The organism is Paraburkholderia caffeinilytica (assembly GCF_003368325.1).
Lineage (GTDB): Bacteria > Pseudomonadota > Gammaproteobacteria > Burkholderiales > Burkholderiaceae > Paraburkholderia > Paraburkholderia caffeinilytica.
In genome coordinates this window covers 398898-424966 of the sequence record NZ_CP031466.1, presented here as the reverse complement: position 1 = coordinate 424966, position 26069 = coordinate 398898, and the positions used below count along the sequence as shown (strand labels likewise).

Genomic DNA, 26069 nt, shown 5'->3' with positions numbered 1-26069 from the left:
AGCCGTTGCTCAAAGACGCGCTTCAATCTGCTTGAGCCGCGTCTCAACCGACTGACGCACCAGCCCATTCGACGGCACCAGGAGCAGCGACGACGCGATGATCCGATACACGTCGTTGCGCCGCACCTTGGAGACTTTTGCGGGATCGAGCCAGGCGTCGTTGTCCACCATCAACAGCAGCGTGTCCAGTCCAATCAGAATCGGCCACAGGCAGGCGAGACGCAAACGCACGGAAAACGCGGGAATCGCCACCGTGTAGTCCAGCGCCTCGCGAAAGTGATCCAGCGCCTTGCGCACGAGTTCGACCATCAGCGGCCGGGCGCGAACGGAGTTGACCGGCTGCAACAGATCTTGCGCGCTTAGGCCATATTGATCGAGCATCGTCTGCGGAAGATAGCAGCGGCCGATCCGCAAATCCTTGCCGCAATCGCGCAGCACGTTGGTGATTTGCAGCGCTTTGCCGAAACGCACGCCGCGGCGCGCCATGGTCTCGGGCCGCTCTTTTAGCGTGCCGGGCATGTGCGCGTAGGTCATGCCTGTCCAGAATTCGCCGACGCAGCCCGCCACCAGATAGGTATAGCGGTCGAGTTCGTCGTACTCGCGCAGCGCGGCGATCTGGCCGGAACGTTCGTCGGGGAAGGTGCGAAGGTCGAATTCCATGCCCTCGGTCAGCGTCGACACGATCGCGCGGACGGCCTTGCGGTCGGACTCGCTCAGTTGCGACAGCACCTCGAGCGCGGGTCCTAGCGATTCGAGCAGAACCTTTTCATCGGACTGGGCCTGTTGGCCCGCCACTTCCGAAGCCATGCGCTGGAACAGCGCGCCGTCGTTCGAGGCGCCGTTGACCTGATCGCGCAGCGACAGCAGCAATGCAAGACGTTGCTCGGGCGAGATCAGCGCGGTGTCCGCAATCGTGTCGGCGGCACGCGCCAGCAGGTACGCGAGGCCGATCGGATCGCGCATCCCGACGGGCAGCACGCGCAGGGTGAGATAGAAGGAGCGTGAAACGCCTTTCAGGAGCGGGCCGAGAATAAAGGCCCGGGTCGGATTCGGCATGGGTGGGATCAGATCAGTATTGGGCAGGAATCAGGCGCTGCCGAATTGTATACGGCGAAGCGCATTTGCCGTGCGAAGGCAATGCCCGTCCATCTCTTACCGTACCCCTTAGTTGCATCGACTTGAAAAAAGCGCCAGCGCGCTCCCTTCGCACCGCCCTCCAAGCCACGTCGCTCCGCTCCCCTCGCGCACGCCGCGCGCCCGCCTCCCGCATGCTGCCCACCCGGAGGTGGCGGCCCCAGACTTGATCCTCCTCGTCGAATGCTCACCCAGGTCTTGCCGCCCACCCGCGGGAACACGAATTGCTGACACAGTTAGATTGAGCAGTACATCGTCCGCCTGATTCCATTTGCACGCCGTCGCTCCTGCGCACTTTGAACGACATTTCGACAATGACTATCCACGAATCCCAGACGTCCTTCCGCTCCGACGTGGAAACAGGTATCCCGGGTTTCGATGAGATTCTGGGCGGCGGTCCGGTCAGCGGCGAGGTCTGTTTGCTGGAAAGCATGGCCGGTGCGGGCAAGACGATCCTGTCGGCCACGCCGACGCCGCGACCCAATGCGTAGACGCCCATGAAAACCATTCTGGTCGTGGACGACGAGTTCGACATTCTCACGGTCCTGCGACTGTTGCTGGAACGGCATAGCTATGCCGTATTGACGGCGTCGAACGGGGCAGCCGCGCTTGAACAGATTGGCAAGACCCGGCCCGACGTCATCGTGTCGGACTGCATGATGCCGGTCATGTCGGGGCTGCAACTATGCGCCGCACTGTACGACGACCTCGATCTGCGCGCGATTCCGATCATCCTGTGCAGCGCGGCTGCGGATATCCCATTGCAACCGAATCCCAGCATCGAATACGTGCGCAAGCCGCTTTCATTCGACGCCCTGCTTGCGATGCTGCAGCGAATGGGGGGTTGACGGCTAGGTAAAACCCCGAATTCCTGGCAGGTGTCACACGGACTAATCTCGGCACATTCATTAAATAGAACGTCGTTCTGTTAGACAGAACGATATGGCACGAGACACTCTCAGGAGGATTCCATGGCAAGCCTGCCGATCGACGCACCCGGCGCGTCGCCCCATTCAAGCGCCGGTGCGCAGGGACTCACGACCGGCATCAACGCGCGCATCGACCGTCTGCCCGCGACGCGCACGGTGTGGATGCTGGTGTTCCTGCTGTCGATCGGCGGCTGGTTCGAGTTCTACGATCTGTTTTTCACGGCCTATGTCGGCCCCGGCCTCGTCAAAAGCGGGCTCTACGCGACAACCACCGCGTCGTTCTTCGGCGTCTCCGGGCTGGGCGCCTTCGTGGCGGCGTCGTTCGCCGGGCTCTTCATCGGCACGTTCTTCCTGGCGGGCATGGCGGACCGCTATGGCCGCCGAACTGTGTTCACCGTCTCGCTGCTGTGGTACTCCGCCGCCACGCTGATCATGGCGCTGCAAACCACCGCGCCGGCCATCAACTTGTGGCGCCTGATCGCGGGCATCGGCGTGGGCGTCGAACTGGTGACGATCGACACCTATGTCAGCGAACTCGTGCCGAAACATCTGCGTGGCCGCGCCTTCGCTTTCGTTCATCTGGTGCAGTACACCGCCGTGCCCTCGGTCGCCCTGCTGGCGTGGTGGCTGGTGCCGCAAACGCCGTTCGGCGTCGGCGGCTGGCGCTGGGTCGTCATCATCGGCGCGCTCGGTGCGGTCGTGGTGTGGGCCATCCGCCGGCGCGTGCCGGAAAGCCCGCGCTGGCTCGCGCAGCAAGGCCGCACCGCCGAAGCGGAACAGGTCATGCAGGCGATCGAAGCGAAAGTCGCGCAGCAATACGGGAAGCCATTGCCCGCCCCTGTCCCGGCAGTCGAGCCGGCCACCACCAAGGCAGCCTTCCGCGAAATCTGGCAACCGCCCTATCGCAAACGCGCGATCACGATGCTCGTGTTCAACCTGTTCCAGGCGATCGGCTTCTACGGTTTTGCGTCATGGGTGCCGACCTTGCTGGTTTCGAAAGGCATAACGATCACGCACAGCCTGATGTACTCGTTCGTTATCGCGGCCTCGAATCCGTTCGGACCGCTGATCGGTATGGCGATCGCCGACCGCATCGAACGCAAGACCTTGATCGTACTGTCGGCACTCGGCATCGCCGTGTTCGGCAGTCTGTTCGCGGTGCAAACTTCGCCCGCCATGCTGATGACGCTCGGTGTGCTGATCACGCTATCCGGCACGCTGCTTTCGGTCGGCTATCACGCGTACCAGACCGAACTGTTCCCCACGCGCTTGCGGGCGCGCGCCGTCGGCTTCGTCTACTCGATGTCGCGTTTATCCGCGATGTTTTCCGGCTTCATGATCGCCTTCGCGCTGCGCCACTTCCAGGTGCCGGGCGTGTTCGCGTTGATCACCGTGTCGATGGTGATGGTGATGGGCGCGATCGGCATCTTCGGACCGCGTACCAACAATCGCAACCTCGACGAAATTTCGCATTGAACGCATTGAACGCATTGAACAAGAGGCTTCAAAGATGACACTGCCGTTGACCGGAGTGCGGGTACTGGATTTATCGAATGTGTTGGCGGGACCGTTTTGCGCCTATCAACTCGCGCTGCTCGGCGCCGAGGTGATCAAGGTCGAGCATCCCGAAGGCGGCGATCTTGCGCGACGCCTGGGCGCCGACAAGGAAGCGTCGATGCGCAACATGGGCGCCTCATTCGTCGCGGTGAATGCGGGCAAGCAGTCCATCACGCTCAATCTGAAGGACCCGCGCGGCAAGGCCATTTTGCGCGAGCTCGTCAAAACCGCGGACGTGCTGGTGGAAAACTTCCGGCCCGGCGTGATGACGCGGCTCGGCCTCGATTTCGACGCGCTGCGCGAGGTCAATCCCAGGCTCGTGTATTGCGCGATTTCCGGCTTCGGCATGGACGGCGAGTTTTCGAAACGCCCGGCCTACGATCAGATCATTCAGGGTATTTCAGGCGTGATGAGCGTGACCGGCGACGCCGACAGCGCGCCGTTGCGCGTCGGCTATCCGGTATCGGACACCGTGGGCGGCCTTACGGCTGCGTTCGGCATCTGCGCTGCGTTGGTCGACGCCCGTGCGAGCGGACACGGCCGCATGCTCGACGTCTCGATGCTGGAAGCCACGCTGGCGACGATGGGCTGGGTCGTGTCGAACTATCTGAACGCCGGCGTCACGCCCGCGCCGATGGGCAACGAAAACTTCACCGCCGCGCCTTCGGGCACCTTCAAAACCGGCAACGGGCCGCTCAATATCGCCGCGAACGAGAACAAGCAGTTCGCGAGTCTCTGCCATCTGATCGGCCGCGCCGATCTGCTCGACGACGCGCGCTTTTCCGAGCGCAACGCGCGCAAGGCGAATCGCGCGGCATTGAAGGCCGAAATCGAAGCGGCGCTGGCCAGCGACAGCGCGACGAACTGGGAAGCCAAATTCTTCGAAGCGGGCGTGCCGGCCGGGCGCGTGATGTCGGTGCCGGAAATTCTCGCGCACCCGCATCTGGAATCGCGCGAGTTCATCCGCGAATTTGCCGGGGATGGCGCCACTGAGCGGCAACGCGTCACCCGTGCGGGATTTCGTCTCTCGGATGCCGACACTGCGCCGGCCACGCCCGCGCCGCTTCTATCGGCTCACACGCGCGAGCATCTCGCCTCGCTCGGCTACGACGACGCACAAATCGACCACCTACGCTCCGAAGGAGTCATCTGAACATGACGCAAGCATTCGACGCCGCCAAGCTCGCCGCCGAGTACTGGAGCACCTCGATCATCGATATTCATCCCGGCTCGATCAAGGTGCGCGGATTCCCGATTCAGGAGTTGATCGGCAACGTCAGCTTCCCGCAGATGATCTGGCTGATGCTGCGCGGTGAACTGCCTGATGTCGCGCAGGCGCGTTTGTTCGAAGCGGCGCTGGTGGCATCGGTGGATCATGGCCCGCATGCCCCTTCGATTGCGATTTCGCGGATGGCGACCAGTTGCGGTTTGCCGCTGAACGGCGCGATGGCCTCGGCCATCAATGCGCTCGACGATGTGCATGGCGGCGCCGGTCAGCAGGCCGTCGAACTGTATGACTCCATCGCCGAACGCATGGAAGCGGGCGCTGCGTTAGAAGAGGCCGTCGAGCACGGTGTCGATGCTTTTACCGCAGAACGCGGCAAGTATTTGCCCGGCTTCGGGCATCGCTTTCATCCGGTCGATCCGCGGGCAATCCGGCTACTTTCCCTCGTGGACGACAGCGTCGAACAGAAAAGTATCAGCGGACGATACGCCGCTATCGCCCGCGGCATTGAAGCCTTGCTCAAGCAGCGCAAGAACAGACCCGTGCCGATGAATATCGACGGCGCCACCGCCGTGATCTACGCGGAACTCGGCTTTGCGCCCGAGCTGGCACGCGGGGTGTTCTGCCTGTCACGCGCGGTCGGCATTCTGTCGCATGCCTGGGAGCAACGCGGACGCAACGAGCGCAACAAAGGTCCGATGCCGCGCCAGATGAACTACACCTACACAGGCAAGCCCGAGCGTCACCTGTCCTGAACCTCGGCCGCGCGCCGCTGCGCGTTGCGCATGGCGCGCGAGTCGCCGCCCAAAGCATCGGTCGCGCGTGTGGCGCAATCGAACAGCGCGCCGAGATTGCCCTCGAGGAACGCCTGATCGATGCGCGAACTCGGGCCCGCGAGCGTCAGCACGCCACGCAAACTCTGGCGCACACCGAATACCGGCATCGAAATCCCGGCCGTCTCCCGATCGCGCTCGCCGATCGACACACAGTAGAAGTCCTCGCGAATCTTCTCGTACGGCTCGCCCGGCATGCCGCCGAAGGCCAGCAATGCAAGGCCGCCCGAGCCGCTTTCCAGCGGCAGCACGTCGCCTTCGCGCACGTGGAATCGCACCGCATGCGTCGAATCCACACGATGCAGGCACACTCGCACCGCTTCGTCGCGCACATAGAAGGACACGCTTTCGCCGCTCGTTTCCGCGAGTTCGCGCATCAACGGCACCAGAATATCGCCGACGTTCAGGCTGCGCTGGTATAACGCGCCGAGCATGAAGGTGGCGGAGCCGAGTTGATAGCGGCCGTCGTCCAGACGCAGCAACAGGCGATGCTGGATCAGCGAGCCCGCGAGCCGCAACAGCGTGCTCTTGTAGAGCCCCGTGCGCGCCGCGAGTTCGGCGAGCGTGAGCGCGACGTCGTCCGGCCTGAAGGCGAACAGAATCGCGCAAGCCCGATCGATGACGGCAACGCCCTCGCTTTCCTTTGAGTTTGATTTGTCCGCAGGCGTTGGCATGAGTTAGCGTCAATAACGTTGCTTCATATCGAAGCTCAAATTTTACGCCATGACGCGGGGCTGTCATACCCGCCAGCAGTTCTTCAAGGGCGAAACGGCCGGGAAACGGGGGCCGAGGTGGAAGAAATTGCGGCCGTCGAAATCAAAGCCTAAGCGGAAAAAGCAAAAAGCCGCGACGCGGCCTAGAAATGAAAATGCCTAAGTCCACGGATAGCCGACCGTCTACTGCTAGTCAGGTATTTATCGTAGCCCTTAGGCAAACGAAAATATGTGCTTCGAAAGGTGTTTTGTCAAATGGCATCAGTGACTTCCGCACGCTGACGCGGACAATAAACTCACCTGATTCAACGCAACGCCATCAGGATCGACACGGCACCAGGGGCCTTGGTGTCGCATGATTCGACTTTCAACCGTAAGCGAAGAACGCAGGCCGATCTTTCTCGCGGTCTGCCCGTTTTCGCGTGGCCCGCTCGCCGCCTTCCAGTAGTCAGCGCGTTTGCACCAGAAATCGCTTCATGTGCTGAACGTGCCCGCACTGTCACACCAACGCCGCCACCAGCGCCCCGACCTTGGCAATCGCCGCATTGCAACGCGCCGTATCGCCACTCGCCTCCGTGAGGTAGGCCGTCACGAGAATCGGCCCGCGTCCCGGCGGCCACAGAATCGCGACGTCGTTTGCCGTGCCATGATCGCCCGTGCCGGTTTTATCGCCGACGCCCCAATCCTTCGGCAGCTTCGCGCGAATCCGTTCGCCACCGGTCTGATTGGCGGCGAGCCAGGCCAGCAACTGGGCGCGCGACGACGAGGACAAACGTTCGCCCAGCAGCAGTTCGCGCAGATTGCCGAGCATGGCGTTGGGCGTGGTGGTGTCGCGCGGATCGCCGGGCGTCGCTTCGTTCAGCGTCGGCTCGTTGCGGTCCAGACGTGTGATCCCGTCGCCGATACTGCGCACGAACGCGGTCAAGGCGGCGGGCCCGCCAAAGCTCGCCAGCAGCAGATTGGCCGCGGTGTTGTCGCTGAGCGTAATCGCTGCCTTGCACAAATCGGCGACGCTCATACCCGCGTCGCCGGTGCGCTCGCGGGTGTGCCGGCTGGTGGCCGGCGAGTACGGCACGAGATCGCCTTTGGAAAACACGACGCGCCGTTCCAGCGCCTCTTGTCCGCGATCCACCCGCGTCAGCACGAAACCCGCCGCCAGCAGTTTGAACGTGCTGCACATCGGAAAACGCTCGTCAGTCCGCAAACCGGCGTGCAATCCGGAAGTCGTGTCGACGATCGAAACACCGAGCCGCCCGCCGCTTTCCGCTTCGATCTGCGCGAGCCGCTGACGCATGGCATCCGCCTTGGCCACGCCGCCGCCCTGCTTTGTAGCGCCAGCCTTCACCACTTTGCCGAACGCGCCGCCACTGCCAACCGCAATCCCAGCTATCGAAACGCCGAGCATCGCGCCCGCGAATTTCCGTCTTGTGATCATCGCCGCTCCTTATGTGAAGCCGCAACTATGGGTTTTTCGGCGCCCGCTGGCAAACGATGATAAGTTAGTCCAACCCCAAGAAAAACTTATGCCTTCGCCATGAGACCGTATCTCCCGTTGAATGCGCTGCGCGCCTTCGAGTCATCGGCGCGACATCTGAGCTTCACGCGCGCCGCACTCGAATTGAACGTCACCCAGGCGGCCGTGAGTCAGCAGGTGAGAACGCTTGAAGAACGGCTGGGCACCGCGCTCTTCAAACGTCTGCCGCGCGGACTGGCCATGACCGACGAAGGTCTCGCGCTGCGCCCTGTCCTCACGGATGCGTTCGATCGCATCGAGGCCGTGCTCAAGCAATTCGACGGCGGCCACTTCCATGAGGTGTTGACGGTCGGCGTGGTGGGCACCTTCGCGGTGGGCTGGTTGATGCCGCGACTCAAGTCGTTTCGCGAGGCGCATCCGTTCGTCGAGTTGCGGCTGCTGACGAACAACAATCTGGTCGACCTCGCCACCGAAGGCCTCGACTTCGCGATTCGTTTCGGCGACGGCACCTGGCCAGGCTCGCTCGCCACCCGGCTGCTCGACGCACCGCTCGCGATTCTGTGCGCACCTGAAATCGCCGGGCGTCTGTCCGACCCGTCTGACCTCGCCAACGAAACCTTGCTGCGCTCCTATCGCGCCGATGACTGGATGAGCTGGTTCACGGCCGCCGGCATCCCGCCTCGGCCGATTCGCGGCCCGGTGTTCGATTCATCGCGGCTCATGGTGGAGGCGGCCATGCAGGGCGCGGGTATCGCACTCGCACCGGCGCTGATGTTCGATCACGAGATCAACACGGGCCGGCTCGCGCGCCCGTTCGAGGTGGAAGTTCATGCCGGCAGCTACTGGCTGACGTGGTTGAAGGGCAAATCGATGACGCCGGCAATGCTGCTGTTCAGTCAGTGGATCGTCAAGGAAGCGACCTCGCGCACACCAGGCTAGCAAGCCGCCGCGCGGCGATGGCCGTTCATGGCGGGCCGCTCGGCTTGCGGCGGAAACACGTTCCACGAACCGTCGTCATGACGGAAGAAGAAGATCGACAGCAGGCCGCCCGGCCGCAGGGCTTCCACGCAGACGTAGCGCTGATGCTGCGACGCGCGATGGCAAAACCGCACGACTCGTGCGGGCATCGACGGGGTCGGCGCAAGCCATTTATCGACGGCCCAGTGCAAGGTCTTTTCTGCGGCAACCATGATGCTCTCCTCGAATCCCTGAATTTCCCGGCTCATTCCCGCTCATTCCCAACCCATGCCCGCTCGCTCACGCGAACCGGACGGCAACCTGACCATGCTTCGTAGCGCGTTCGACAAACGCCTTGACCAGACACACCAGCGTGAGCATGCCGGCACGGGGATGCGTCAGGCAGCAATGCACCTGTTCGCTGCGGCTTTCGCCAAGCAGGCACCACGCGCAGAAGTGCTCGCAGTTGTTCGTCAGCAGGCGATAGTGGTTTTCGCCGAGGCGGGAGCGCGCGCGGCGCACAGCTTCATCGCCGACGTAACGGGCGCTCGGGGTCGGGCGGATCTTCAAAGGATGACCGGCGGCGAAGCGCGTTAATTCCACTTCTTCCACCGGGCCGCGATGCGCCGAGCTCGCAAAACCCGCGTAATGAACGACGCGGCCATTGCCGACGTAAATGCCGTGATGTTCGTAGCCGGGCCGTTGCGTAACGAGGTGCGCGCCGACCGGCAGGTCGATGGTCGACGTTTCATTGCAGCATTCGTCCTGGCTTTCGCTGCTCGTCGGAAGGTTGTTCGTGTTCATGACGGGTCTCGCTTCAATATCCAACACTGTTGCGAGATCTTTTGCATCATCCGGGCCATGTGATGAAAAGCCTTTATTTAAAGGGCTTTCAGGAATGGCGAGGCGTCTTGAGCGCGGCAGGTGTCCGCTACGAGCCGACACAAATCAGGCCGATCTGTTGGCGGACATCGATCATTTGAGGCACTGATTGAACCGCCGGGAGTGTGTTCGCCGAGAGTCCGCGAGTCCGGCCAATGTGTTGGGTCCCGCACCGGTGTGAACGCCCGGGTGTTGGCGGCATCCCGACCTCTTCGCCACCGCACGAACAGGCGCGGCCTGCCCGGGCGCGCGGAATCGCCCGCCGATCAATGCATTGCGAGAAAGCGCCCGCTCGCGCCGCAAATTGGCATAGCACTTGCACCATCACGTTCAATTCCTTTTCAACCGCGCGCCCGACGCACGCGGCCAACCGGAGAACGACATGGCTTCCATCACAGTGAACGATCTCTCGCTGAATCTCGCACTCGACCGCAAAGCGATGGCGGCGATCCGCGGCGGCGGCGGTGCGCCGTGGGTGTACGGCTGGATTCAGCCCTATGTGCGGGAAACGCCGAGCATCGGTCCGGTCGTGAATCTGTACGACATCTCGAACAACTTCTATGCTAACCAGATGATCAACACGTTCCAGTCGGTCGATGTGCGCAACACCGGCGCGAACTCGAACATCAACGTCTCGCCGGATGCACGCAGCAGAAACGACATGGTGTAGCCCTTGTGAACTGTCCGAGCCAATTTCGATGGACGTCGTCCGCGCGCTCCGACGTGGGACGCGTCCGTGAAATCAACGAAGATGCCTGTCTCGCCCAGCCCGAACCCGGGCGCTGGGCCGTCGCCGACGGCATGGGCGGGCACGCGGTCGGCGATCTGGCGAGCCGTCTGGTCATCGACGCGCTCAGCCGGCTCGCGCCGCCGCTCGCCATGAAAGCCGGTATCGCCGACGCGCGGGCCCGGCTGCAAAAAGCCAACCGCCAACTGAGGGACGAGGCAGCACGCCGCCAGGTGCAACGGATCGGCAGCACCGTCGTCGTGCTGCTCGCGTGCGACCGCTTCTGCGCCTACCTATGGGCCGGCGACAGTCGTCTCTATCTGTATCGCGAAGGGCAGTTGCGGCAACTCACGCGCGATCACAGTCAGGTGGAAGAACTCAAGTCGCTCGGCGTGATTACCGACGAAGAGGCGCGGCATCATCCGGCGCAGCACATGATCACGCGCGCGGTCGGCGCAACGGATGTGCTCGAACTCGACGACGATGCGATCGAAGTCGCGGACGGCGACGTTTTCCTGCTATGCAGCGATGGGCTCAGCAACGAAGTCAGCGATGCCGAAATACTGGCGGTGCTGACCTCGGTGGCGTGTGAGCGGGCGTCCGATGAACTGGTCGAACTCGCCATTGCGCACGGCGGCCGTGACAATGTCACCGCAGTGGTGGTGCACGCCGAAGATCCGTATGCGTCCGACAAAACCTTGCTGAACCCCGCGCCTTGAAACACGCACCGGGCACACCCATGCCCACGGGACACATGCTCCGGCTCCACGTCTCACTCAGCCGTCCAGACACGCGCGCAACGTTCGCGCGAGACGACCTGCTTCATCCGCATCGGCAATGTTCGCGAAGCCCATCACGAGGCCGCGCCGCGTGTGCCGCGTGCGGCCATTCGCGTACCAGATCGAAAGCGGCAGCACGGCGAGCCCCGCCTCGCGAGCACGCGCGGCGACGGCGACGTCATCGACCGGGCCATCGGAGCCTTCGGCGAACCGCACGGCAAACTGGATTCCCCCTGGCGGCAGATCGACAATCAGCCGTTCGCCGAACGCCTGCTCCAGTGCGCGCACGATCAGCATGCGCCGCTCGCCATACAACGCACGCATTCGCTTCAGATGCCGCGCAAAATGCCCCTGCCCGATGAAATCCGCCACGGCCGCCTGCAATAGCGTCGGCGATCCGGCGTTCATGCTGCGCGCCACGCGCCCGACGCGCTCGACGGCTCGCTCCGGCACCACCACATACGCAAGCCGCAACCCAGGAAACATCACCTTGCTGAACGTGCCGCAATAGATCACGCGATCGCGCCGGTCGAGGCTCTTTAGAGCCGGTAATGGCCGGCCCAGATAACGGAACTCGCTGTCGTAGTCGTCCTCGACGATCCAGCTGGACGCTTTCTCTGCCCAGTCCAGCAGCGCCATGCGTCTTGCGAGCGAGAGCGTGTGCCCGAGCGGACTCTGATGCGACGGCGTAACCATGGCGAAGCGCGCCTGCGCATCCAGCAGCATGCCGCGCTCGACGTCGATCCCCTCGCGATCCACCGGCACCGGCACGAGCTGCACACCAGTCTCGGCCAGAAAACCACGCGCGAGCAGATAGCCGGGATCTTCGAACCACACGCGATCGTTCGGGCGAGCGAGACTGCGCAAGACGAGTTCGAGCGTCGCACGATAGCCGCCGGTAATGAACACCTGTTCCGGCAAGCAGGTCACGCCGCGGGACAGCCCGAGATACGTGGCGATATGTTCGCGCAGCGGCCGGAAGCCGGCCGGATCCGGGTACGCGAGCATCGCGCGTTCGCCGCTGCGCGCGTGATGCGAAACAAGCCGATTCCATACCTTGACCGGAAACGCGTCGAGCGCGGGCAGCCCTGGTTGCAACGGCCGCGGTTCGCCGCTCATGGTGACGGTCACGGCCTGCTGACGCGGCGCCGCTTCACCGTCGCGCGCGCCAGCCGGCGTCTGCGGCGTGACGGCGCCTTCAGTACCTTGACTACCACGCGCCTCCTGACTGTCTTTCGGCGCACGCGACGCGCGCGTCACCGATGCCGGCAGCGACGGCGATACGAACGTGCCCGCCGCGCCGCGCATCTGCAAATAACCCTCGTCGACGAGGATCGTGTAGGCCAGCTCGACCGTGCCGCGCGCCGTGTTCAGCTGCGTGGCGAGGCCGCGCAGCGCGGGCACGCGATCGCCGGGACGCAGATGCCCTGCGGCGATCGCGGTCCTGAAACGCTCGCAGATCTGCAGATAGACCGGCAACTGCTGCTGCCGGTCGATTTCGATGGTCAATGCGGGAGTCGGTGCGGCAGTCGGCGCGATCATGTCGGTCTCACGGGCAAAGGGAGCGGCAACCGGCATGGACTAGTCGGACCGGCGATTCTTGGCACTTTTGGATAGAACATGATTCTTCCACAATGGCCTCACGCAATGCCACCGCGGCGAACACATTCACGCAACATGAAACCCGCCCGGCGCCCCGCGTTCACTTACTTTCATCTGGAGAATCTGCCATGAAAATCGTCGTAATCGGTGGGTCCGGCCTGATCGGCTCGCGTCTCGTCGCGCTGCTCAGCGAGGCGGGCCATGAGGCGCTCGCCGCGTCGCCGCGCACTGGCGTGAACAGCGTGACGGGCGAAGGCCTGAGCAACGCGCTCGCGGGTGCGGACGTTGTGGTGGATGTGACGAATGCGCCGTCGTGGGAGCCGCAGGCGGTGCTCGACTTCTTCCGCACCTCGGCGCGCAACCTCGGCAAGGCCGAAGTGGCCGCAGGCGTGCGCCATCACGTCGCGCTATCCATCGTCGGCTGCGACCGCACGCCGGAGAACGCGTATTTCACTGCCAAGGTCGCGCAGGAAGAAGTGATCGAAGCGGCAGGCGTGCCGTACACGATCGTGCGCGCGACGCAGTTCATGGAGTTCATCGGCGGTATCGCGGATTTCGGCACGGATGGCGGCACGGTGCGCATCGGCGACGGACTGTTTCAGCCGATCGCCGCAGACGATGTCGCGGCGCTCCTCGCGCAGGTCGCGCTAGCCGCGCCGCTGAACGGCACGGTCGAGATCGCCGGCCCGGACCGCCGGCCGTTCGCGGAGATTGTCGCGCGCTATCTGAAATCGGTAGGCGACGCGCGCCCGGTGGTGACGGATCGCGACGCGCTGTATTACGGCGGCCGTGTCGAGGAACAATCGCTCGTGCCGCTCGGCGACGCGCGGATCGGCCGCGTTAGTCTCGACCAGTGGCTGGCGCTGGCTAAAAAGGGGTGATTGCGGGTTGGTGCGAAACCTGAATCGACATGACTACATGGGCGCCGGTCACTGAAGCTCCTCGGGCACCGGTATAAGGCCCAGCCCGGCGAAGAATCGCATCTCCGCCGTTACTTCCACGGCGGGGGTGAGATCGATTTGTCGTTGATATGCACCTGTCCGCTGTCGTCAATTGTTGTCGCAAAGACAACACGGTGAGCTCCTTTGCAGGGCTACTGCCGCACGACGACCACGCTTACTCTTTGTCCTGACGGTGGCCGCGCACGCTGCCTGATGCGAGCCGGAAAACACGACACTGTAAGAGAAACGCGCAAACGCGCACAGCAAGTCTCCACAGCCTTGCGCGCACGTCATTGGCCGCGGCAGCAACAGCTGTTGCGATGCGTGTTACGCAGCACCTCACCAACCGAGGAACGATCCGTGACAGAAGAAGATATCCGCAACAACGCATTTGCGATGCCCGTACACAACCCGGCGTATCCACGTCCGCCCTTCCGCTTCATCAATCGCGAGTACTTCATCATTTCGTACGAAACGGACATGGATGCGCTTAAGGCCGTCGTTCCGGAACCGCTGACGGTCGACAACGCAATCGTCCACTACGAATTCATCCGCATGCCCGATTCTTCGGGGTTCGGCGACTACACGGAAAGCGGCCAGGTGATCTCGGTGCTGGATGAGGACGGCAATCGCGCCAACTTCACACACGCGATGTATCTCGACGACGAAGGCCCGATCGCAGGCGGCCGCGAAATCTGGGGATTTCCCAAGAAGCTGGCTTCGCCGAAGCTCTGCGTGGACGGCAAGGACACCCTGCTCGGCACGCTCGATTACGGAACGCAGCGCATCGCCACCGGAACGATGGGCTACAAGTATCGCCCGCTCGAGACGGCTGCCGAGCGCCGCAAGCTCGCGGATACGCCCAACTATCTGCTCAAGGTCATTCCGCACGTCGATGGCTCGGTGCGCATTTGCGAACTGGTGCGCTTCTTCCTGCGCGACGTCGATGTGATCGGTGCGTGGGAGGGGCCTGCTGCGCTCGAGCTGCATCCGCATGCACTCGCATCGGTTGCCGATCTGCCGGTTCGCAAGGTGATCGGCGCACGTCACGTCATCGCAAATCTCACGCTCGATGTCGGCGAAGTGGTCTACGACTATCTCGCCCCTGCCGAGTCGTTGAAACTCGCAGTCAACCAGTAAGCTCTCGGAGGACGTATGGCATTGAATGATAAGGTCGCGCTCGTTACGGGTGCAGCAAGCGGTATCGGTGAGCAGTGCGCACGCAAGCTCGCGTCAGACGGTGCGACGGTCGTGATCGCGGATCTGAATCTCACGAACGCTCAAAAGGTCGCTGAAGATATCGTTGCTAACGGCGGTAAAGCAATCGCTGTTGCAATGGACGTAACCAGCGAAGAAGCGGTCAATGCGGGTGTCGCCGAAACGGTGAGCCGGCTGGGCGGCGTCGACGTGCTCGTGTCGAATGCAGGCATCCAGATCGTCAACCGGATCGAGGACTACGCATTTTCCGACTGGAAGAAGATGCTGGCCATTCACCTCGACGGCGCGTTCCTGACGACCAAGGCCGTCATCAAGCATATGTACGCGTCGAACAAAGGTGGCGCGGTGATCTACATGGGCTCGGTGCACTCGCACGAGGCGTCGCAGCTCAAATCGGCGTATGTGACCGCGAAGCACGGGTTGCTCGGTCTCGCCCGGGTTGTCGCGAAAGAAGGCGGCCCGCGCGGCGTGCGCGCCAATGTCGTGTGTCCGGGCTTCGTCAGAACGCCGCTGGTCGACAAGCAGATCCCCGAGCAGGCGAAAGCCCTGGGAATCTCCGAACAGCAGGTTGTGAGGGACGTCATGTTGAAGGACACGGTCGACGGCGAATTCACGTCGCTAGCCGATGTCGCGAACACGGTTGCATTCCTCGCCGGCTTCGAGTCGAGCGCCCTCACCGGACAATCGATTGTGGTCAGCCACGGCTGGTTCATGCAGTAAGGAGACAACCATGTATCCGAGCCAGCGTAACAAGCTGCAGCAGCCCCATCGCATCAAGCTCCCCGCCTATGACGAAATCGGACTCGTGCTGCAGGGCGGCGGCGCCCTGGGCTCATATCAGGCCGGCGTGTATGAAGGAATGGCCGAAGTCGGCGTGGAACCGACGCGAATATCCGGGGTATCCATCGGTGCGTTGAATACGGCGATCATCGCCGGTAATGCGCCTGCGGACCGGGTGGAAGCGCTGCGCGGCTTCTGGAACACGATCAGTCAGCCGGCGGACTTCTTCTCACATATCGGTGCGCATTTTCCAGCGTGGCCGGGGTTTGAAAATATGGGACGCAGGTGGTCGAGCGCATGGGCCGCGACGCGCACGCTGATGGAAGGTCAGGACGGATTCTTCTCCCCGCGCACGCATGTGTCTCTCGCGGGGCTCGCCAGGAAACGTCCAGACCAGGTCAGCTATTACGACACGTCGGCGTTGCGTGAAACGCTTTTGCGGTACGCAAACTTCGACCGCATCAATGACGGAAACATTCGCGTATCCGTTGGGGCGGTCAACGTGCGAACAGGCAATCTCGTCTACTTCGACAATTCGACAATGCGTCTGGCGCCGGAGCATTTCATCGCCTCCGGCGCGCTGCCGCCGGGCTTTCCAGCCGTCGAGATCGATGGAGAGTTCTACTGGGACGGCGGGCTGGTTTCCAACACGCCACTTACCGAGATCATCAAGGAAAGCCAGCATAAGGACACTCTCGTTTTCCAGATCGATCTGTGGAGCTCGCGAGGCAAGCTGCCTGGTGACTTCCTCGACGTCAGCGAGCGCACCAAGGACATTCAATATTCAAGCCGTACGCGAGCGATCACCGCGTTCATGTCGCAGAACCAGAAGCACGCGCAGATGATCAAGGCGCTGCTCGAGCACATTCCCGAAAAGGTGCGGCTTGCGCATCCGTTGTTGCGGGAGGCGCAGAAAACGGCGGATGGCAGTGCGGTGAATGTCGTGCACCTGATCTACAAGAACAAATCGTTCGAGGGGCACTACAAGGACTATGAATTCAGCAAGGATACGATGCGCGAGCATTGGGCGAGTGGTCTGGAGGATATTCGCCGCTCGTTCGGACAACCCGAGTGGTTCGATATCCCGAGCCGCGAAATCGGCTTCGTCACGCGGGACGTGCACCGCTATCGGCAGGAGGTCGACGAAATCGCCGGGCTGGGCAAGCAAGCTTTGCCGCCAGCGAAACGCTCGCCGGAGGAAGAACTGTCTGGCGCAAAGTAGCGCGTATCGACTCCCTCCCTCAGTCGTTCTATTTCTGCTGATCAGGCAAAAATGAACCCAACATCTCTGCCTCGACTGCGCCATGACGCGACGTCATGGCAACCCGGAATGAAAACAGTCCGGTCATATGGCGAGCGCGGCACCGGGGCGTTATATGCATCCTGGGAGTCGTATCAGGGCTTCAGCCGTCTGATGCCGGACGCGGCGGCGTCGCCCAATACCCCGTGTTTTGATGCGACCAATACGCTTGACGAAAGCCTGATCGCGCTTCTTGATTTGCGTGCCTCACAAGTCAATGGTTGTTTGTTGTGCGTTCAACATCATCTGTGCCGTGCCCGTAAGGCAGGGGTGCCTGCGGCGAAAACCGAGAACATTGGCGCATGGCGCTGTGCCGGTGTGTTTTCTCCGTGTGAGAAAGCGGTACTTTTCTGGGCTGAACATCTTGCGGCCAGGGTCCGACAGTCAGTTCCTGACGCAGTGTGGCCGAGCTTGCAAGGCTACTTCAGCAACATACAGATTGCCGCATTGTTTATGTACTGGGGTTGCAGCGAGTTGTGGTCGGGCGGCGGCGTTCTTCGCTCCTGCACCGTCAATCTGACGGCCAGTGTAGGGCGCGCATTGGGCAGCCCAATTCAGGCAGAGCGATGAACGATCTTCAAGACGGGTACGTGAATGCCACAAGGAGAGCACCATGTTGTCCCATGAATTGATCGCACGGTACGGAATGCTAGTCGTATTCCTGAATGTGCTTGGTTCTTCGCTTGGCCTGCCGTTGCCTGTCTTACCGACATTGATCACGGTTGGAGCAGGCACTGCGCTCGCCATACACGCCGCGTCATCGACACTGCTGCATTTCTCGGCGATCCTGGGCTCCGCTGTGATTGGCGGTGTGCTGGGCGATCTGATCTGGTTTCAGGGTGGCAAGCGGTACGGCGAACGCACGCTTCATACCGTTTGCAAACTGTCGCTCTCGCGCGAAACGTGCGTCAGGAAGACCGAGCGCTTCTTTGGGCGCTGGGGAGTCCGCGTGCTGATCGTTGCACGCTTCGTACCTGGCTTGTCGCTCGTTGCCGTGCCGCTGTGCGGCGCAATGGCCGTCAGGTTGCGTTCCTTTGTCCTGCACGATTGCGCCGGCGTTGCGCTGTGGGCATCGGTTGGGCTGGCCATCGGTGCGCTATTCGCGTCACAGATCGATGTGGTTTTCGTACTTATCTCCCATCTTGGCTGGCAGGCGTTGATCGTGATCGGTATCGCACTGGTGTTTTACGTGTTGTATCGATACTGCCGGAGAATCATGCTGGCAAAAGCGCTCGAGAAGGCACGGATCAGCGTGGGCGAATTGCATGCATTGCTCGCGAACAATCCGCGGCCAGTCGTGTTCGATATCCGCTCCGCCGAGCGGCGAATGCTCGATCCGTTTGTCATTCCAGGCGCCGTGTTTGCGGATGAACGGAAACTGCCGCAAATCGTGGAGCGCTATGGAGCGAACCGGACGCTCGTCATCTATTGTTCATGTCCAAACGAAGTCTCCGCGGCGTGGATGGCCAAGCGGTTGCGACTGGCCGGCGTCAAGCTTGCATTGCCACTTACTGGCGGTATCGATGCGTGGCGTGTGGCGGGCTTCGACGTCGAGCCGATAATAGCGATGAACGACGCAGCAATCAGTGGAGAAGAGACAAGACTTTTCGCGCATTGATTACAGCCGTGTCTACAAAGCGCAAGGGCGGCCCACGGGAGGCGCCCCGACTGCGAGGGTCATTCCAGAATGACAAACCGTTAACTGACGTCGAAGCCATCCTCCAGAGGGATGACTTGCCCTGTCATCTATCCGCCGGGTGCTATCACGGCAATGGCCAACTCCCACTCGTTGACCAATCGAGGACCTCGGCTACTCCTCGTGCCGGTGAAGTAAGGCCCTCAGCACGCCCGCACATCCACCGCAAAAAAGCAGCGCACGATGTCACAAATGACAGTGCTGATACGTCTGGCCTAGTATGGACTCCCCGACCCGCGCTCCCATCTCAGTTCTCCCATTACGCTGCCCCGCCGCCAGCGCCGACGATCCCTTTGCAAGCAGATTCGCGACCAGTTACGCAGGCGTCGTTTCCTTTCTGGCCGTTGCCAGCGAAGGCAGCTTTGCCCGTGCGGGCGATCGCCTCGGCATCGGTCGCTCCTCGGTCAGCCGCAACGTACAGAAACTCGAGGCCCAGCTCGACACACGTCTTTTCCTGCGCACAACTCGCAGTACGTCGCTGACGCGCGAGGGCGAACTCTTCTATGAGAACTGTCAGCCGGGTATGGAGCGCATCGCCCAGGCGCTGGAAGACATGCGGGAGCTGCGCAACGGGCCGCCGCGCGGCCATCTGCTCATCGGCTCCACGCCCGGCTTCGGCCGCAAGATTGTCGCGCCGCTGCTGCGAGGTTTTCACACGCAATATCCCGAGATCGCCCTGGAACTGGTACTGAACGATCGCCCCGCCGACTTCACTGCCGATCGCGTCGACGTATCGTTTCGCGATGGACGCATGGAGGACAGCGGAATCGTAGCGCGGCAGCTGATCCCGATGCAGATGATCGTCTGTGCGTCGCCCGCCTATGCAAGGATTCACGGCTTGCCGCGCCATGTCGGTGAACTGGTGGATCATCGCTGCATCAACTTCCGGACGGCGTCCGGCCGCGTCAGGGCGTGGGAATTCAAGGTCGACGGCCTCGCGCAGCGGCACCAGCCTGCCGCGCTACATACGTTCAACGACGCGGATCTGATCTTGCAGGCGGTGCTCGATGGGCTGGGCATCGCGCAGTTACCGGCCTATCTGGTTTGCGATCTGATCGGCAACGGGAAACTCCTCCCTTGCCTCGCGCAGCATGCACCCGAAGACGGTGGCCACTACCTCTGCTATCTGAGCCGCAAGCATCTTCCGGCGCGGATCCGTGTGTTCATCGACTACATGACCGAGCACACGAGAGCACTCGATCTGCAGTGTCTGACGACAATGACGACGTTATCGGCGATCGAATAATGACGCCTCAAACGACGCTGTGTTGACTGATGCTTCTGATGCAACACGGCGAATCCCTCGGCGACCCTACCGCATGACGTAGCGCACGCCTAAGATGCTTCCTGTAAAGACGGCACGCCAATCGCGGCCAGTCCGGTAAAACATTGTCAAGCACATACGAGGCGCGCCATGACAACATTGCGTCCACCGCCGCTGACATTGCTCGATAAGTATTACGGGCAAGACGCGCAAACGCTGTATTCGACCACGGTCACCGTGACCGGCGGCGACGCCGGTCACGGACGCGCGTCGGGCATTGCCCGCTCCGACGACGGCCAGCTCGCAGTCGACTTGCGAATCCCGGAGGCACTAGGCGGCCCCGGCGGCGGCACCAATCCGGAGCAGCTATTCGCGGCGGGTTACGCGGCCTGCTTTCATGGCGCGCTGAGTCTGCTGGCAGCGCGGTCAGGCATTCCGATTCCCGGCGCCTCCGTGGGCGTCACGGTCGACTTCGGCCGCGACCCGATCGACGGTTTGTTCAAGTTGACGGCGCACACCCGCGTCCGTTTGCCCGGTGTCGAGCGCGCCGTCGCCGGGGAACTGGTGCGCAACACGGAACGCTTCTGTCCTTACACCAAGATGGCTCGACACGGAATTGAGAACGTCGTCGCGCTTGTGCCGTCGGACGACGACAGCAACTCATAACGCCGCGTGCTTGATGCCTTGAAGACACCTGGACATGAACAAGGTCGGTTCTGTCGCAATCAGGCCGTCCGCTATGATGAGCGAACGGACCTGAACGATTGAAACTCTCGTTTCCGACTGCGTATGATGCGCCCGCGAGGGGCGCTCTGCCGTCACCGCGACCGGGCACGGCCGGTTGGCTCCGGTCGTAAGTTACCGGCCGTAGTAGGCAGAAAAAGACGCCTTGCCGAGCACCTTGTCACCCAACGCCTTGTTCAGTGCAAAGCCATGCAGGGCGGCGGTACCCGTCTTCGGAATACCCGCCGCGGCGTAGAAATCGTCGACCGACAATGCATACAGCGTGAAGAAATACCGGTGAGGCTTGTCGCCCACCGGCGGACAGGGGCCGCCATAGTTACCGTTGGCGCCAACCGCGCCGGTGTCCTGGAAGTCGTTCATGCCGGGACTGGCGCCGACAGGCAAACGGGACGGATCGTTGCCGACACCTCGCGGCAGTTGCGTAACGGCTGCGGGAATGTTGTAGACGGTCCAGTGCCACCAACCGCTACCGCTCGGCGCATCTGGATCGTATACCTCCAGTGCAAACGACCGCGTCCCCGTCGGTGCATTTTTCCAGACGAGTGCGGGCGACACGTTGCCACCCGTACAACCGAACGCGTTGAGCACGAATTTGTTATCGATCTTGCCGCCAGGAGCAATGTCGGGGCTCGAGAGCTTGAAGTCGGTCGACGGCTGCGCAACGGCCGACGCAGCCAGAAGGATAGACAGGCTGGTGGCGCACAAAAGACGGCAAAGTAGCTTCATTGAAATCCTCGCGTATGTGAAGTGGGCTTACTCAGTGAGCACCCGCCGCCCCAGCGCCGCCCTTGCCGGGCTTGGTGAGCCAGACCAGCGGAACGATCACAATGAAGATCATCGACGAGAGCCAGAAAATATCGTTCAGCGCGAGCATCGCAGCCTGCGCATTCAGCGAGCGTTCGAAAAACGCCGCGGCCTGATCCATGCCGCCGCCAAGCGTCGCGTGGAGGTTCGCGATCGCGCCCATATAGCCGGGGCTGTTCACACTCGACTGTTCGGCGAGTTGCGCATGGTGGAGGATCGTTCGGTCGTTCCAGCCCGTCGAGATCAATGACGTGCCGACGCCGCCTGCGAACACGCGCACGAAGTTGGACAGGCCGGCGGCCGCCGGAATCTTGTCGGGTGACAGCCCAGACAGGACGATCGCGGTAAGCGGCGTAAAAAATAGCGCCATGGGAATGCCTTGCAGCAGCGTCGGCAGCACCAGGGTATAAGGGTCGACGCCCGTCGTGTAGTGCGAGCGCATGAAGAACACGCCTGCAAAGCCGAGGAAGGCCAGCGTCGCGAGCACTCGTGCATCGGACTTCGGCATGATCTTCGCCATTACGGGTGCAAGCAGCACGGCGAAAATCCCTAGCGGCGCGGTGACGAGACCCGCATCCACGGAACGATAGCCGAGATAACCCTGGATCCACTGCGGCAAGATCACGAGGTTCGAGAAGAACACCGCGTAAGCGACCGAAATCGCGATCGTGCCGCCGCGGAAATTGCGTCCCGCGAAGAGGCGAAGATCGACGATCGGGTTCTTCTCCGTGAACTCCCAGATCAGAAAGAACAGGAAGCTGATCGCCGCGACGACCGCAAGAATGCAGATCACGGGAGAGCTGAACCAGTCGAGATCCTTGCCCTTGTCGAGCATGATCTGCAGTGACGCGACCCACACGACGAGTGACATCAGGCCAACCTTGTCGATGGGCAGTTTGCGCGCCGGCGTCTCGCGGTCGCGGTAGATCATCCACGTCACGGCTGCGGCAAACAGACCCACTGGAATGTTGATGTAGAAGATCCACGACCAACTGTAGCTATCGGTGATCCAGCCGCCCAGCGCAGGACCCGCGATCGGCCCGACCGTTGCCGTCATCGCCCACAGCGACAGCGCCGTCGAACTTTTTTCCTTCGGATAGGAGCTGAGCAGAATGGCCTGCGAAAGGGGAATCAGCGGGCCCGCGACGGCGCCCTGCAGTACGCGTGCAGCGAGCAGCACGATCAGATTCGGCGCGACCCCGCACAGCCACGACGAGAACACGAACAGCACGATCGCAGCCACGAACAGCTTGATCTGGCCGACGCGCTGCGTGAGCCAGCCCGTCAGCGGAATCGCGACGGCATTGGCCGCCGAGAACAGCGTGATCACCCAGGTGCCTTCGTCGACGGATACACCGAGGTTACCCGAGATGGTTGGAATCGCAACGTTGGCAATGGATGAATCGAGCACGTTCATGAACGTTGCGAGCGCGACGGCGATTGTCGCGAGAATCAGCTTTCCGCCTGTCAACGGATGCGGTGCAAGTTGCATTGGGGAATTCATCTCGCTTCCAGTCTGAAGTTTTCGACAGGTCCGGCGCATTGATCCGGCCTGTCAGACTATTGAATGAACCAGAACGCGACTGCGCGGCGCGCCCTGGGATGCGATTCAACCTGCTCGCTGTTTAGCACCACTCTTGTCGCTTGCGTCGCGCTTTGCGGAAGGCATCGACACTGCGACGTTGTCCGTGGACGCAATATGCAAACGGACAATGTTCTGCGCGATGATCTTCTCGATCTCGGCGTCTGCCTGCGCGCCGTATTCGGCAAACACATCCGTGCGATACGACGTGTTCATCGCCGCGCCGAGCTGCGGGCCCGTGTCGTCACGCGTATCCACATCGACATCCATCGACAGGCCAATGCGCAGCGGATGCGCTTCGAGTTCCTTCCGATCGAGCTGGATGCGCGCGGGCAAACGCTGGACGATCTTGATCCAGTTGCCCGTCGCGTTCTGCGCCGGCAAACTCGCGAACGCGCTGCCCGTACCCGCCGAAAAGCCGACGACGCGGCCGTGATACTTAACCTTGCCGCCATACACATCGGCCGTCAGCGTGACGGGTTGACCGATGCGCATGCTGCGCAACTGGCTTTCCTTGTAGTTCGCGTCAACCCACACGCCGTCGAGCGGCACGATCGCCATCAACGGCGTGCCCGGCGACACGCGCTGGCCGACCTGCACCGATCGCTTCGCGACATAGCCTGTGACGGGCGCGGGCAACGTGTTGCGCGCATAGGCAAGATACGCATCGCGCACTCTCGACGCGGCGGCTTGCACGTTCGGGTGCTGTTCGATCGTCGTGCGGTCGGTCAACGCCCGGTTGGCTTGTGCCTGTTGACGCGCGGCGTCGAGCGCGGCGCGCGCCGCCGTTACGGTGTCGCGCGCGTGCGCGATGTCTTCGGCCGACACGGCGCCCGTATCGGCGACGGCCTGGCGGCGCCGCAGATCGTCCTGCGCGCGGGCCAGATCGGACTGCTTCTGGGTGACGTTCGCTGCGTAGAAATCGTTGTTCACGTACAGGCTGCTCACCTGCCGCACGGTCTGCCCCAGCGTCGCCTCGGCGTTGCCGAGCGCGACTTTGGCATCGGCGTTGTCGAGCGTGACGACGGGGTCGCCCGCCTTCACGATCTGCGTATCGTCGGCATTCACGGCAACGACGGTGCCTGCCACCTGCGGCGTCAGTTGCACGAGGTTGCCGCTGACGTACGCGTCGTCGGTGGATTCGTGATAGCGCGCATAGGTCATGTAATACGCGCCGTAAGCCGCCGCCGACACCACGACAGCCACGCCGAGCAGCGCGAGCAGCACCTTGCGCTTGCGCGTGTCGGGTTCCGTTGCAACAGAAGCTTTCGTCTGTGCCGCGTCATGTTTCGCGCCCGCCGCCAGGGTCCCCCGGCGCTCCGTTGCATCGATTTCGCTCATTTCAAGTCTCCAGACAGATTCGGTAGGCAGCCGCTCAGCGCGCGGCGACGACAGGCGTGTTGGGTGCGGACGCATCGGCGCGCGGCGCGGCTCCGGCGTTTGCGTCCGACGTGTCGACGAAACCGCCGCCCAGCGCGGCAGCCAGTGCAATCTGCTGATCGACGCGGTTCATGCGCAAATTCGCGACGCTCTGATTGGCGGAAAGCGCGTTGACGTCGGCGTTCAACACGGTCAGTTGATTCGTGAGACCGGCCTTGTATTGCACAAGCGCGAGTTCGGCGGCTTTGCCAGCGGCTTCTTGTGCGGTCTGCGCATCGACAAGCTGCGCATCCGTCGAACGCACGTCGGCGAGTTGCGTTGCGACTTCGCTCAACGCTGTCACGAGCGCCTGGTTGTAGGTCGCGACGGCATAGTCGAAGTCGGCATAGCGGCCCTTCAGTTGCGCACGCAGTTCACCTGCGTCGAAGATCGGCAAGTGGATTGCCGGACCGACCGATGCCGTGCGGCTCGCCGCCGTCAGAAAGCGGCCAAAGCCGAAAGCGTCGAGCCCGATTGCGGCGCTCAGGTTGATGTCGGGATAGAACTCGGCCTTCGCTTCCTTCACGTCGTGCGTCATCGCGTCGACGCGCCAGCGCGCAGCGACGATCTCCGGGCGACGGCTGACGAGATCGGCGGGCAGGTTGTCGGGCAGACGCACTTCGTCACCCGTGCCAAGCGCCGGGCGTGCGATCCGCAGGCCGCGGTCGGGACCCGCGCCGAGCAGCGCGGCGATCTGATAGCGCGTCGTGATGATCTGTCCGTCGAACGATTTCAGCGCAGCGCGGCTCGTTGCAAGATTGGCCTGCGCGGTCTTGCGTTCGACTTCCGTTTCCAGGCCCGCTGCGATTCGGCCCGCCGTGATACGGTCGATCTGCTCGCGCTGCGTGATTTCCTGTTGTGCGATATCGCGCAACGCATACAGACGCGCAAGCTGGTTGTACGTGCGGGCAATCAACGTGGTCAGCGTCAGCTTGACGACTTCCGCGTCGGCCTGGCTTGCCTGAAGCCGCGAGATTGCCGCCTTCAGCGCTTCGCGGTTCTTGCCCCACAGATCGAGATCATAGGAGACGCCCAGCAGGCCCTTGTTCTCCGTCTGCCACGAGCCGCCAAATGGAGGCGGCATGAATGTTGTATTCGAGAACTGTTGACGTGTGAGCGAATAGCTCGCGTCGACGCGCGGCATCGTGCTCGCCCTCGCCGTTTCGCTGTATGCCGATGCAGCCGCAACGCGAGCACGTGCCTGGTCGAGTGTCGGGTTGCCTTTTAACGCTTCGTCGATCAGCGTCTTGAGTTGCGCGTCGCCGAACTGGTCGGCCCAGTTGGCGCCGGGCCAATGACCCTGTTCGGCGGGAAGGCTCTGCTGCGTCGCATACTGTTGTGGGTCGGCCGTTTTCGCGTCGCTGTGGATGCCGGCGTAGTTCACGCACGCCGACAGCACCGCCGCCAACATCGCCGAGACACCCAGCTTCGGCACGCGTGATGCGCGCTGTCCGGTGTGTGACTGAATGCTCATTTTCTGGCCTATCAGATCGTTGAGTAAAAGAGTTC

General features: G+C 62.5%; 25 protein-coding genes and 1 pseudogene. 16 read left to right on the top strand and 10 right to left on the bottom strand.

Annotation, left to right across the window (positions count from 1 at the left end; all coding sequences use genetic code 11):
• Nucleotides 1–9: 9 nt before the first annotated feature.
• Nucleotides 10–1056 carry a phytoene/squalene synthase family protein gene (locus tag DSC91_RS01985; RefSeq protein WP_115776586.1) on the bottom strand — a complete coding sequence of 349 codons (1047 nt, stop codon included), beginning with the start codon at nucleotides 1054–1056 and terminating at the stop codon, nucleotides 10–12.
• Nucleotides 1057–1448: 392 nt separating this feature from the next.
• On the opposite strand from DSC91_RS01985, the pseudogene DSC91_RS01980 reads away from it, so the two are divergent.
• From DSC91_RS01980 to DSC91_RS01960, 5 genes and pseudogenes are all read left to right on the top strand, one after another.
• Nucleotides 1449–1598 (top strand): annotated as a pseudogene (locus tag DSC91_RS01980) (ATPase domain-containing protein); the annotation flags it as partial.
• A 33-nt stretch (nucleotides 1599–1631) separates the two neighbouring features.
• A complete protein-coding gene (locus DSC91_RS01975) occupies nucleotides 1632–1982 on the top strand; it encodes a response regulator (RefSeq protein ID WP_115776585.1) in 351 nt (116 codons plus the stop codon).
• 123 nt (nucleotides 1983–2105) lie between these two features.
• Nucleotides 2106–3539 (top strand): MFS transporter, encoded by a 1434-nt coding sequence (locus tag DSC91_RS01970; protein WP_115776584.1) that lies wholly within the window; start codon nucleotides 2106–2108, stop codon nucleotides 3537–3539.
• A gap of 34 nt (nucleotides 3540–3573) precedes the next feature.
• Nucleotides 3574–4773: a CaiB/BaiF CoA transferase family protein gene (locus DSC91_RS01965; protein WP_115776583.1), complete on the top strand. Its 1200-nt coding sequence runs from the start codon at nucleotides 3574–3576 to the stop codon at nucleotides 4771–4773.
• A 2-nt stretch (nucleotides 4774–4775) separates the two neighbouring features.
• On the top strand, nucleotides 4776–5600 hold the full coding sequence (locus tag DSC91_RS01960) for a citryl-CoA lyase (protein WP_115776582.1): 825 nt from the start codon (nucleotides 4776–4778) through the stop codon (nucleotides 5598–5600).
• Here the strand turns inward: DSC91_RS01960 and DSC91_RS01955 are convergent.
• Together DSC91_RS01955 and bla are read right to left on the bottom strand one after the other, a co-directional pair.
• Nucleotides 5588–6352: an IclR family transcriptional regulator gene (locus DSC91_RS01955; protein WP_115776581.1), complete on the bottom strand. Its 765-nt coding sequence runs from the start codon at nucleotides 6350–6352 to the stop codon at nucleotides 5588–5590. The two genes, DSC91_RS01960 and DSC91_RS01955, sit on opposite strands and share 13 nt — an antisense overlap.
• Nucleotides 6353–6890: 538 nt before the next feature.
• The gene (bla, locus tag DSC91_RS01950) at nucleotides 6891–7826 is read right to left on the bottom strand and encodes a class A beta-lactamase (protein ID WP_115776580.1); all 936 of its coding nucleotides are present in this window, start codon (nucleotides 7824–7826) and stop codon (nucleotides 6891–6893) included.
• 99 nt (nucleotides 7827–7925) lie between these two features.
• On the opposite strand from bla, the gene DSC91_RS01945 reads away from it, so the two are divergent.
• Nucleotides 7926–8804, top strand: coding sequence for a LysR family transcriptional regulator (locus DSC91_RS01945; RefSeq protein ID WP_115776579.1), 879 nt, complete (start codon nucleotides 7926–7928; stop codon nucleotides 8802–8804).
• On the opposite strand, the gene DSC91_RS01940 is transcribed toward DSC91_RS01945, so the two are convergent.
• The gene (locus DSC91_RS01940; RefSeq protein WP_115779644.1) at nucleotides 8801–9055 is read right to left on the bottom strand and encodes a hypothetical protein; all 255 of its coding nucleotides are present in this window, start codon (nucleotides 9053–9055) and stop codon (nucleotides 8801–8803) included. The two genes, DSC91_RS01945 and DSC91_RS01940, sit on opposite strands and share 4 nt — an antisense overlap.
• Before the next feature lie 67 nt (nucleotides 9056–9122).
• A complete protein-coding gene (locus DSC91_RS01935; RefSeq protein ID WP_115776578.1) occupies nucleotides 9123–9626 on the bottom strand; it encodes a lecithin retinol acyltransferase family protein in 504 nt (167 codons plus the stop codon).
• Nucleotides 9627–10086: 460 nt separating this feature from the next.
• On the opposite strand from DSC91_RS01935, the gene DSC91_RS01930 reads away from it, so the two are divergent.
• Together DSC91_RS01930 and DSC91_RS01925 are read left to right on the top strand one after the other, a co-directional pair.
• Complete coding sequence (locus tag DSC91_RS01930; RefSeq protein WP_093637794.1) at nucleotides 10087–10374, top strand: hypothetical protein; 288 nt, start codon at nucleotides 10087–10089, stop codon at nucleotides 10372–10374.
• A gap of 5 nt (nucleotides 10375–10379) precedes the next feature.
• Complete coding sequence (locus DSC91_RS01925; protein WP_115776577.1) at nucleotides 10380–11150, top strand: PP2C family protein-serine/threonine phosphatase; 771 nt, start codon at nucleotides 10380–10382, stop codon at nucleotides 11148–11150.
• Nucleotides 11151–11207: 57 nt separating this feature from the next.
• Here the strand turns inward: DSC91_RS01925 and pdxR are convergent, their stop codons facing one another.
• Nucleotides 11208–12752, bottom strand: coding sequence for a MocR-like pyridoxine biosynthesis transcription factor PdxR (gene pdxR / locus DSC91_RS01920; RefSeq protein WP_115776576.1), 1545 nt, complete (start codon nucleotides 12750–12752; stop codon nucleotides 11208–11210).
• Between the two features lie 188 nt (nucleotides 12753–12940).
• Here pdxR and DSC91_RS01915 point away from each other — a divergent pair, with 188 nt between their 5' ends.
• The 8 genes from DSC91_RS01915 to DSC91_RS01880 all read left to right on the top strand — a co-directional run bounded on the left by DSC91_RS01915 (nucleotide 12941) and on the right by DSC91_RS01880 (nucleotide 20677).
• Nucleotides 12941–13693, top strand: coding sequence for an SDR family oxidoreductase (locus tag DSC91_RS01915; protein WP_115776575.1), 753 nt, complete (start codon nucleotides 12941–12943; stop codon nucleotides 13691–13693).
• Nucleotides 13694–14113: 420 nt separating this feature from the next.
• Nucleotides 14114–14893: an acetoacetate decarboxylase gene (locus tag DSC91_RS01910; RefSeq protein ID WP_115776574.1), complete on the top strand. Its 780-nt coding sequence runs from the start codon at nucleotides 14114–14116 to the stop codon at nucleotides 14891–14893.
• 15 nt (nucleotides 14894–14908) lie between these two features.
• Nucleotides 14909–15691, top strand: coding sequence for a 3-hydroxybutyrate dehydrogenase (locus DSC91_RS01905; protein WP_115776573.1), 783 nt, complete (start codon nucleotides 14909–14911; stop codon nucleotides 15689–15691).
• A 10-nt stretch (nucleotides 15692–15701) separates the two neighbouring features.
• Nucleotides 15702–16973, top strand: a complete 1272-nt coding sequence (locus DSC91_RS01900; RefSeq protein WP_115776572.1) for a DUF3734 domain-containing protein — start codon at nucleotides 15702–15704, stop codon at nucleotides 16971–16973.
• Nucleotides 16974–17081: 108 nt separating this feature from the next.
• On the top strand, nucleotides 17082–17621 hold the full coding sequence (locus DSC91_RS01895) for a carboxymuconolactone decarboxylase family protein (RefSeq protein ID WP_162831314.1): 540 nt from the start codon (nucleotides 17082–17084) through the stop codon (nucleotides 17619–17621).
• A gap of 43 nt (nucleotides 17622–17664) precedes the next feature.
• Nucleotides 17665–18669 carry a DedA family protein/thiosulfate sulfurtransferase GlpE gene (locus DSC91_RS01890; protein WP_115776570.1) on the top strand — a complete coding sequence of 335 codons (1005 nt, stop codon included), beginning with the start codon at nucleotides 17665–17667 and terminating at the stop codon, nucleotides 18667–18669.
• A 298-nt stretch (nucleotides 18670–18967) separates the two neighbouring features.
• Nucleotides 18968–19993 (top strand): LysR family transcriptional regulator, encoded by a 1026-nt coding sequence (locus DSC91_RS01885; protein ID WP_115776569.1) that lies wholly within the window; start codon nucleotides 18968–18970, stop codon nucleotides 19991–19993.
• Between the two features lie 168 nt (nucleotides 19994–20161).
• Nucleotides 20162–20677 carry an Ohr family peroxiredoxin gene (locus tag DSC91_RS01880; protein ID WP_115776568.1) on the top strand — a complete coding sequence of 172 codons (516 nt, stop codon included), beginning with the start codon at nucleotides 20162–20164 and terminating at the stop codon, nucleotides 20675–20677.
• Nucleotides 20678–20869: 192 nt separating this feature from the next.
• Here the strand turns inward: DSC91_RS01880 and DSC91_RS01875 are convergent, their stop codons facing one another.
• From DSC91_RS01875 to DSC91_RS01860, 4 genes are all read right to left on the bottom strand, one after another.
• Entirely contained in the window at nucleotides 20870–21481 is a 612-nt protein-coding gene (locus tag DSC91_RS01875) for a YbhB/YbcL family Raf kinase inhibitor-like protein (protein ID WP_115776567.1), read from the bottom strand.
• A gap of 31 nt (nucleotides 21482–21512) precedes the next feature.
• A complete protein-coding gene (locus DSC91_RS01870) occupies nucleotides 21513–23063 on the bottom strand; it encodes a DHA2 family efflux MFS transporter permease subunit (RefSeq protein ID WP_115776566.1) in 1551 nt (516 codons plus the stop codon).
• Between the two features lie 105 nt (nucleotides 23064–23168).
• On the bottom strand, nucleotides 23169–24482 hold the full coding sequence (locus DSC91_RS01865) for an HlyD/EmrA/EmrK family protein (RefSeq protein WP_115776565.1): 1314 nt from the start codon (nucleotides 24480–24482) through the stop codon (nucleotides 23169–23171).
• A gap of 34 nt (nucleotides 24483–24516) precedes the next feature.
• A complete protein-coding gene (locus tag DSC91_RS01860; protein ID WP_115776564.1) occupies nucleotides 24517–26034 on the bottom strand; it encodes an efflux transporter outer membrane subunit in 1518 nt (505 codons plus the stop codon).
• Between the last annotated feature and the right edge of the window lie 35 nt (nucleotides 26035–26069).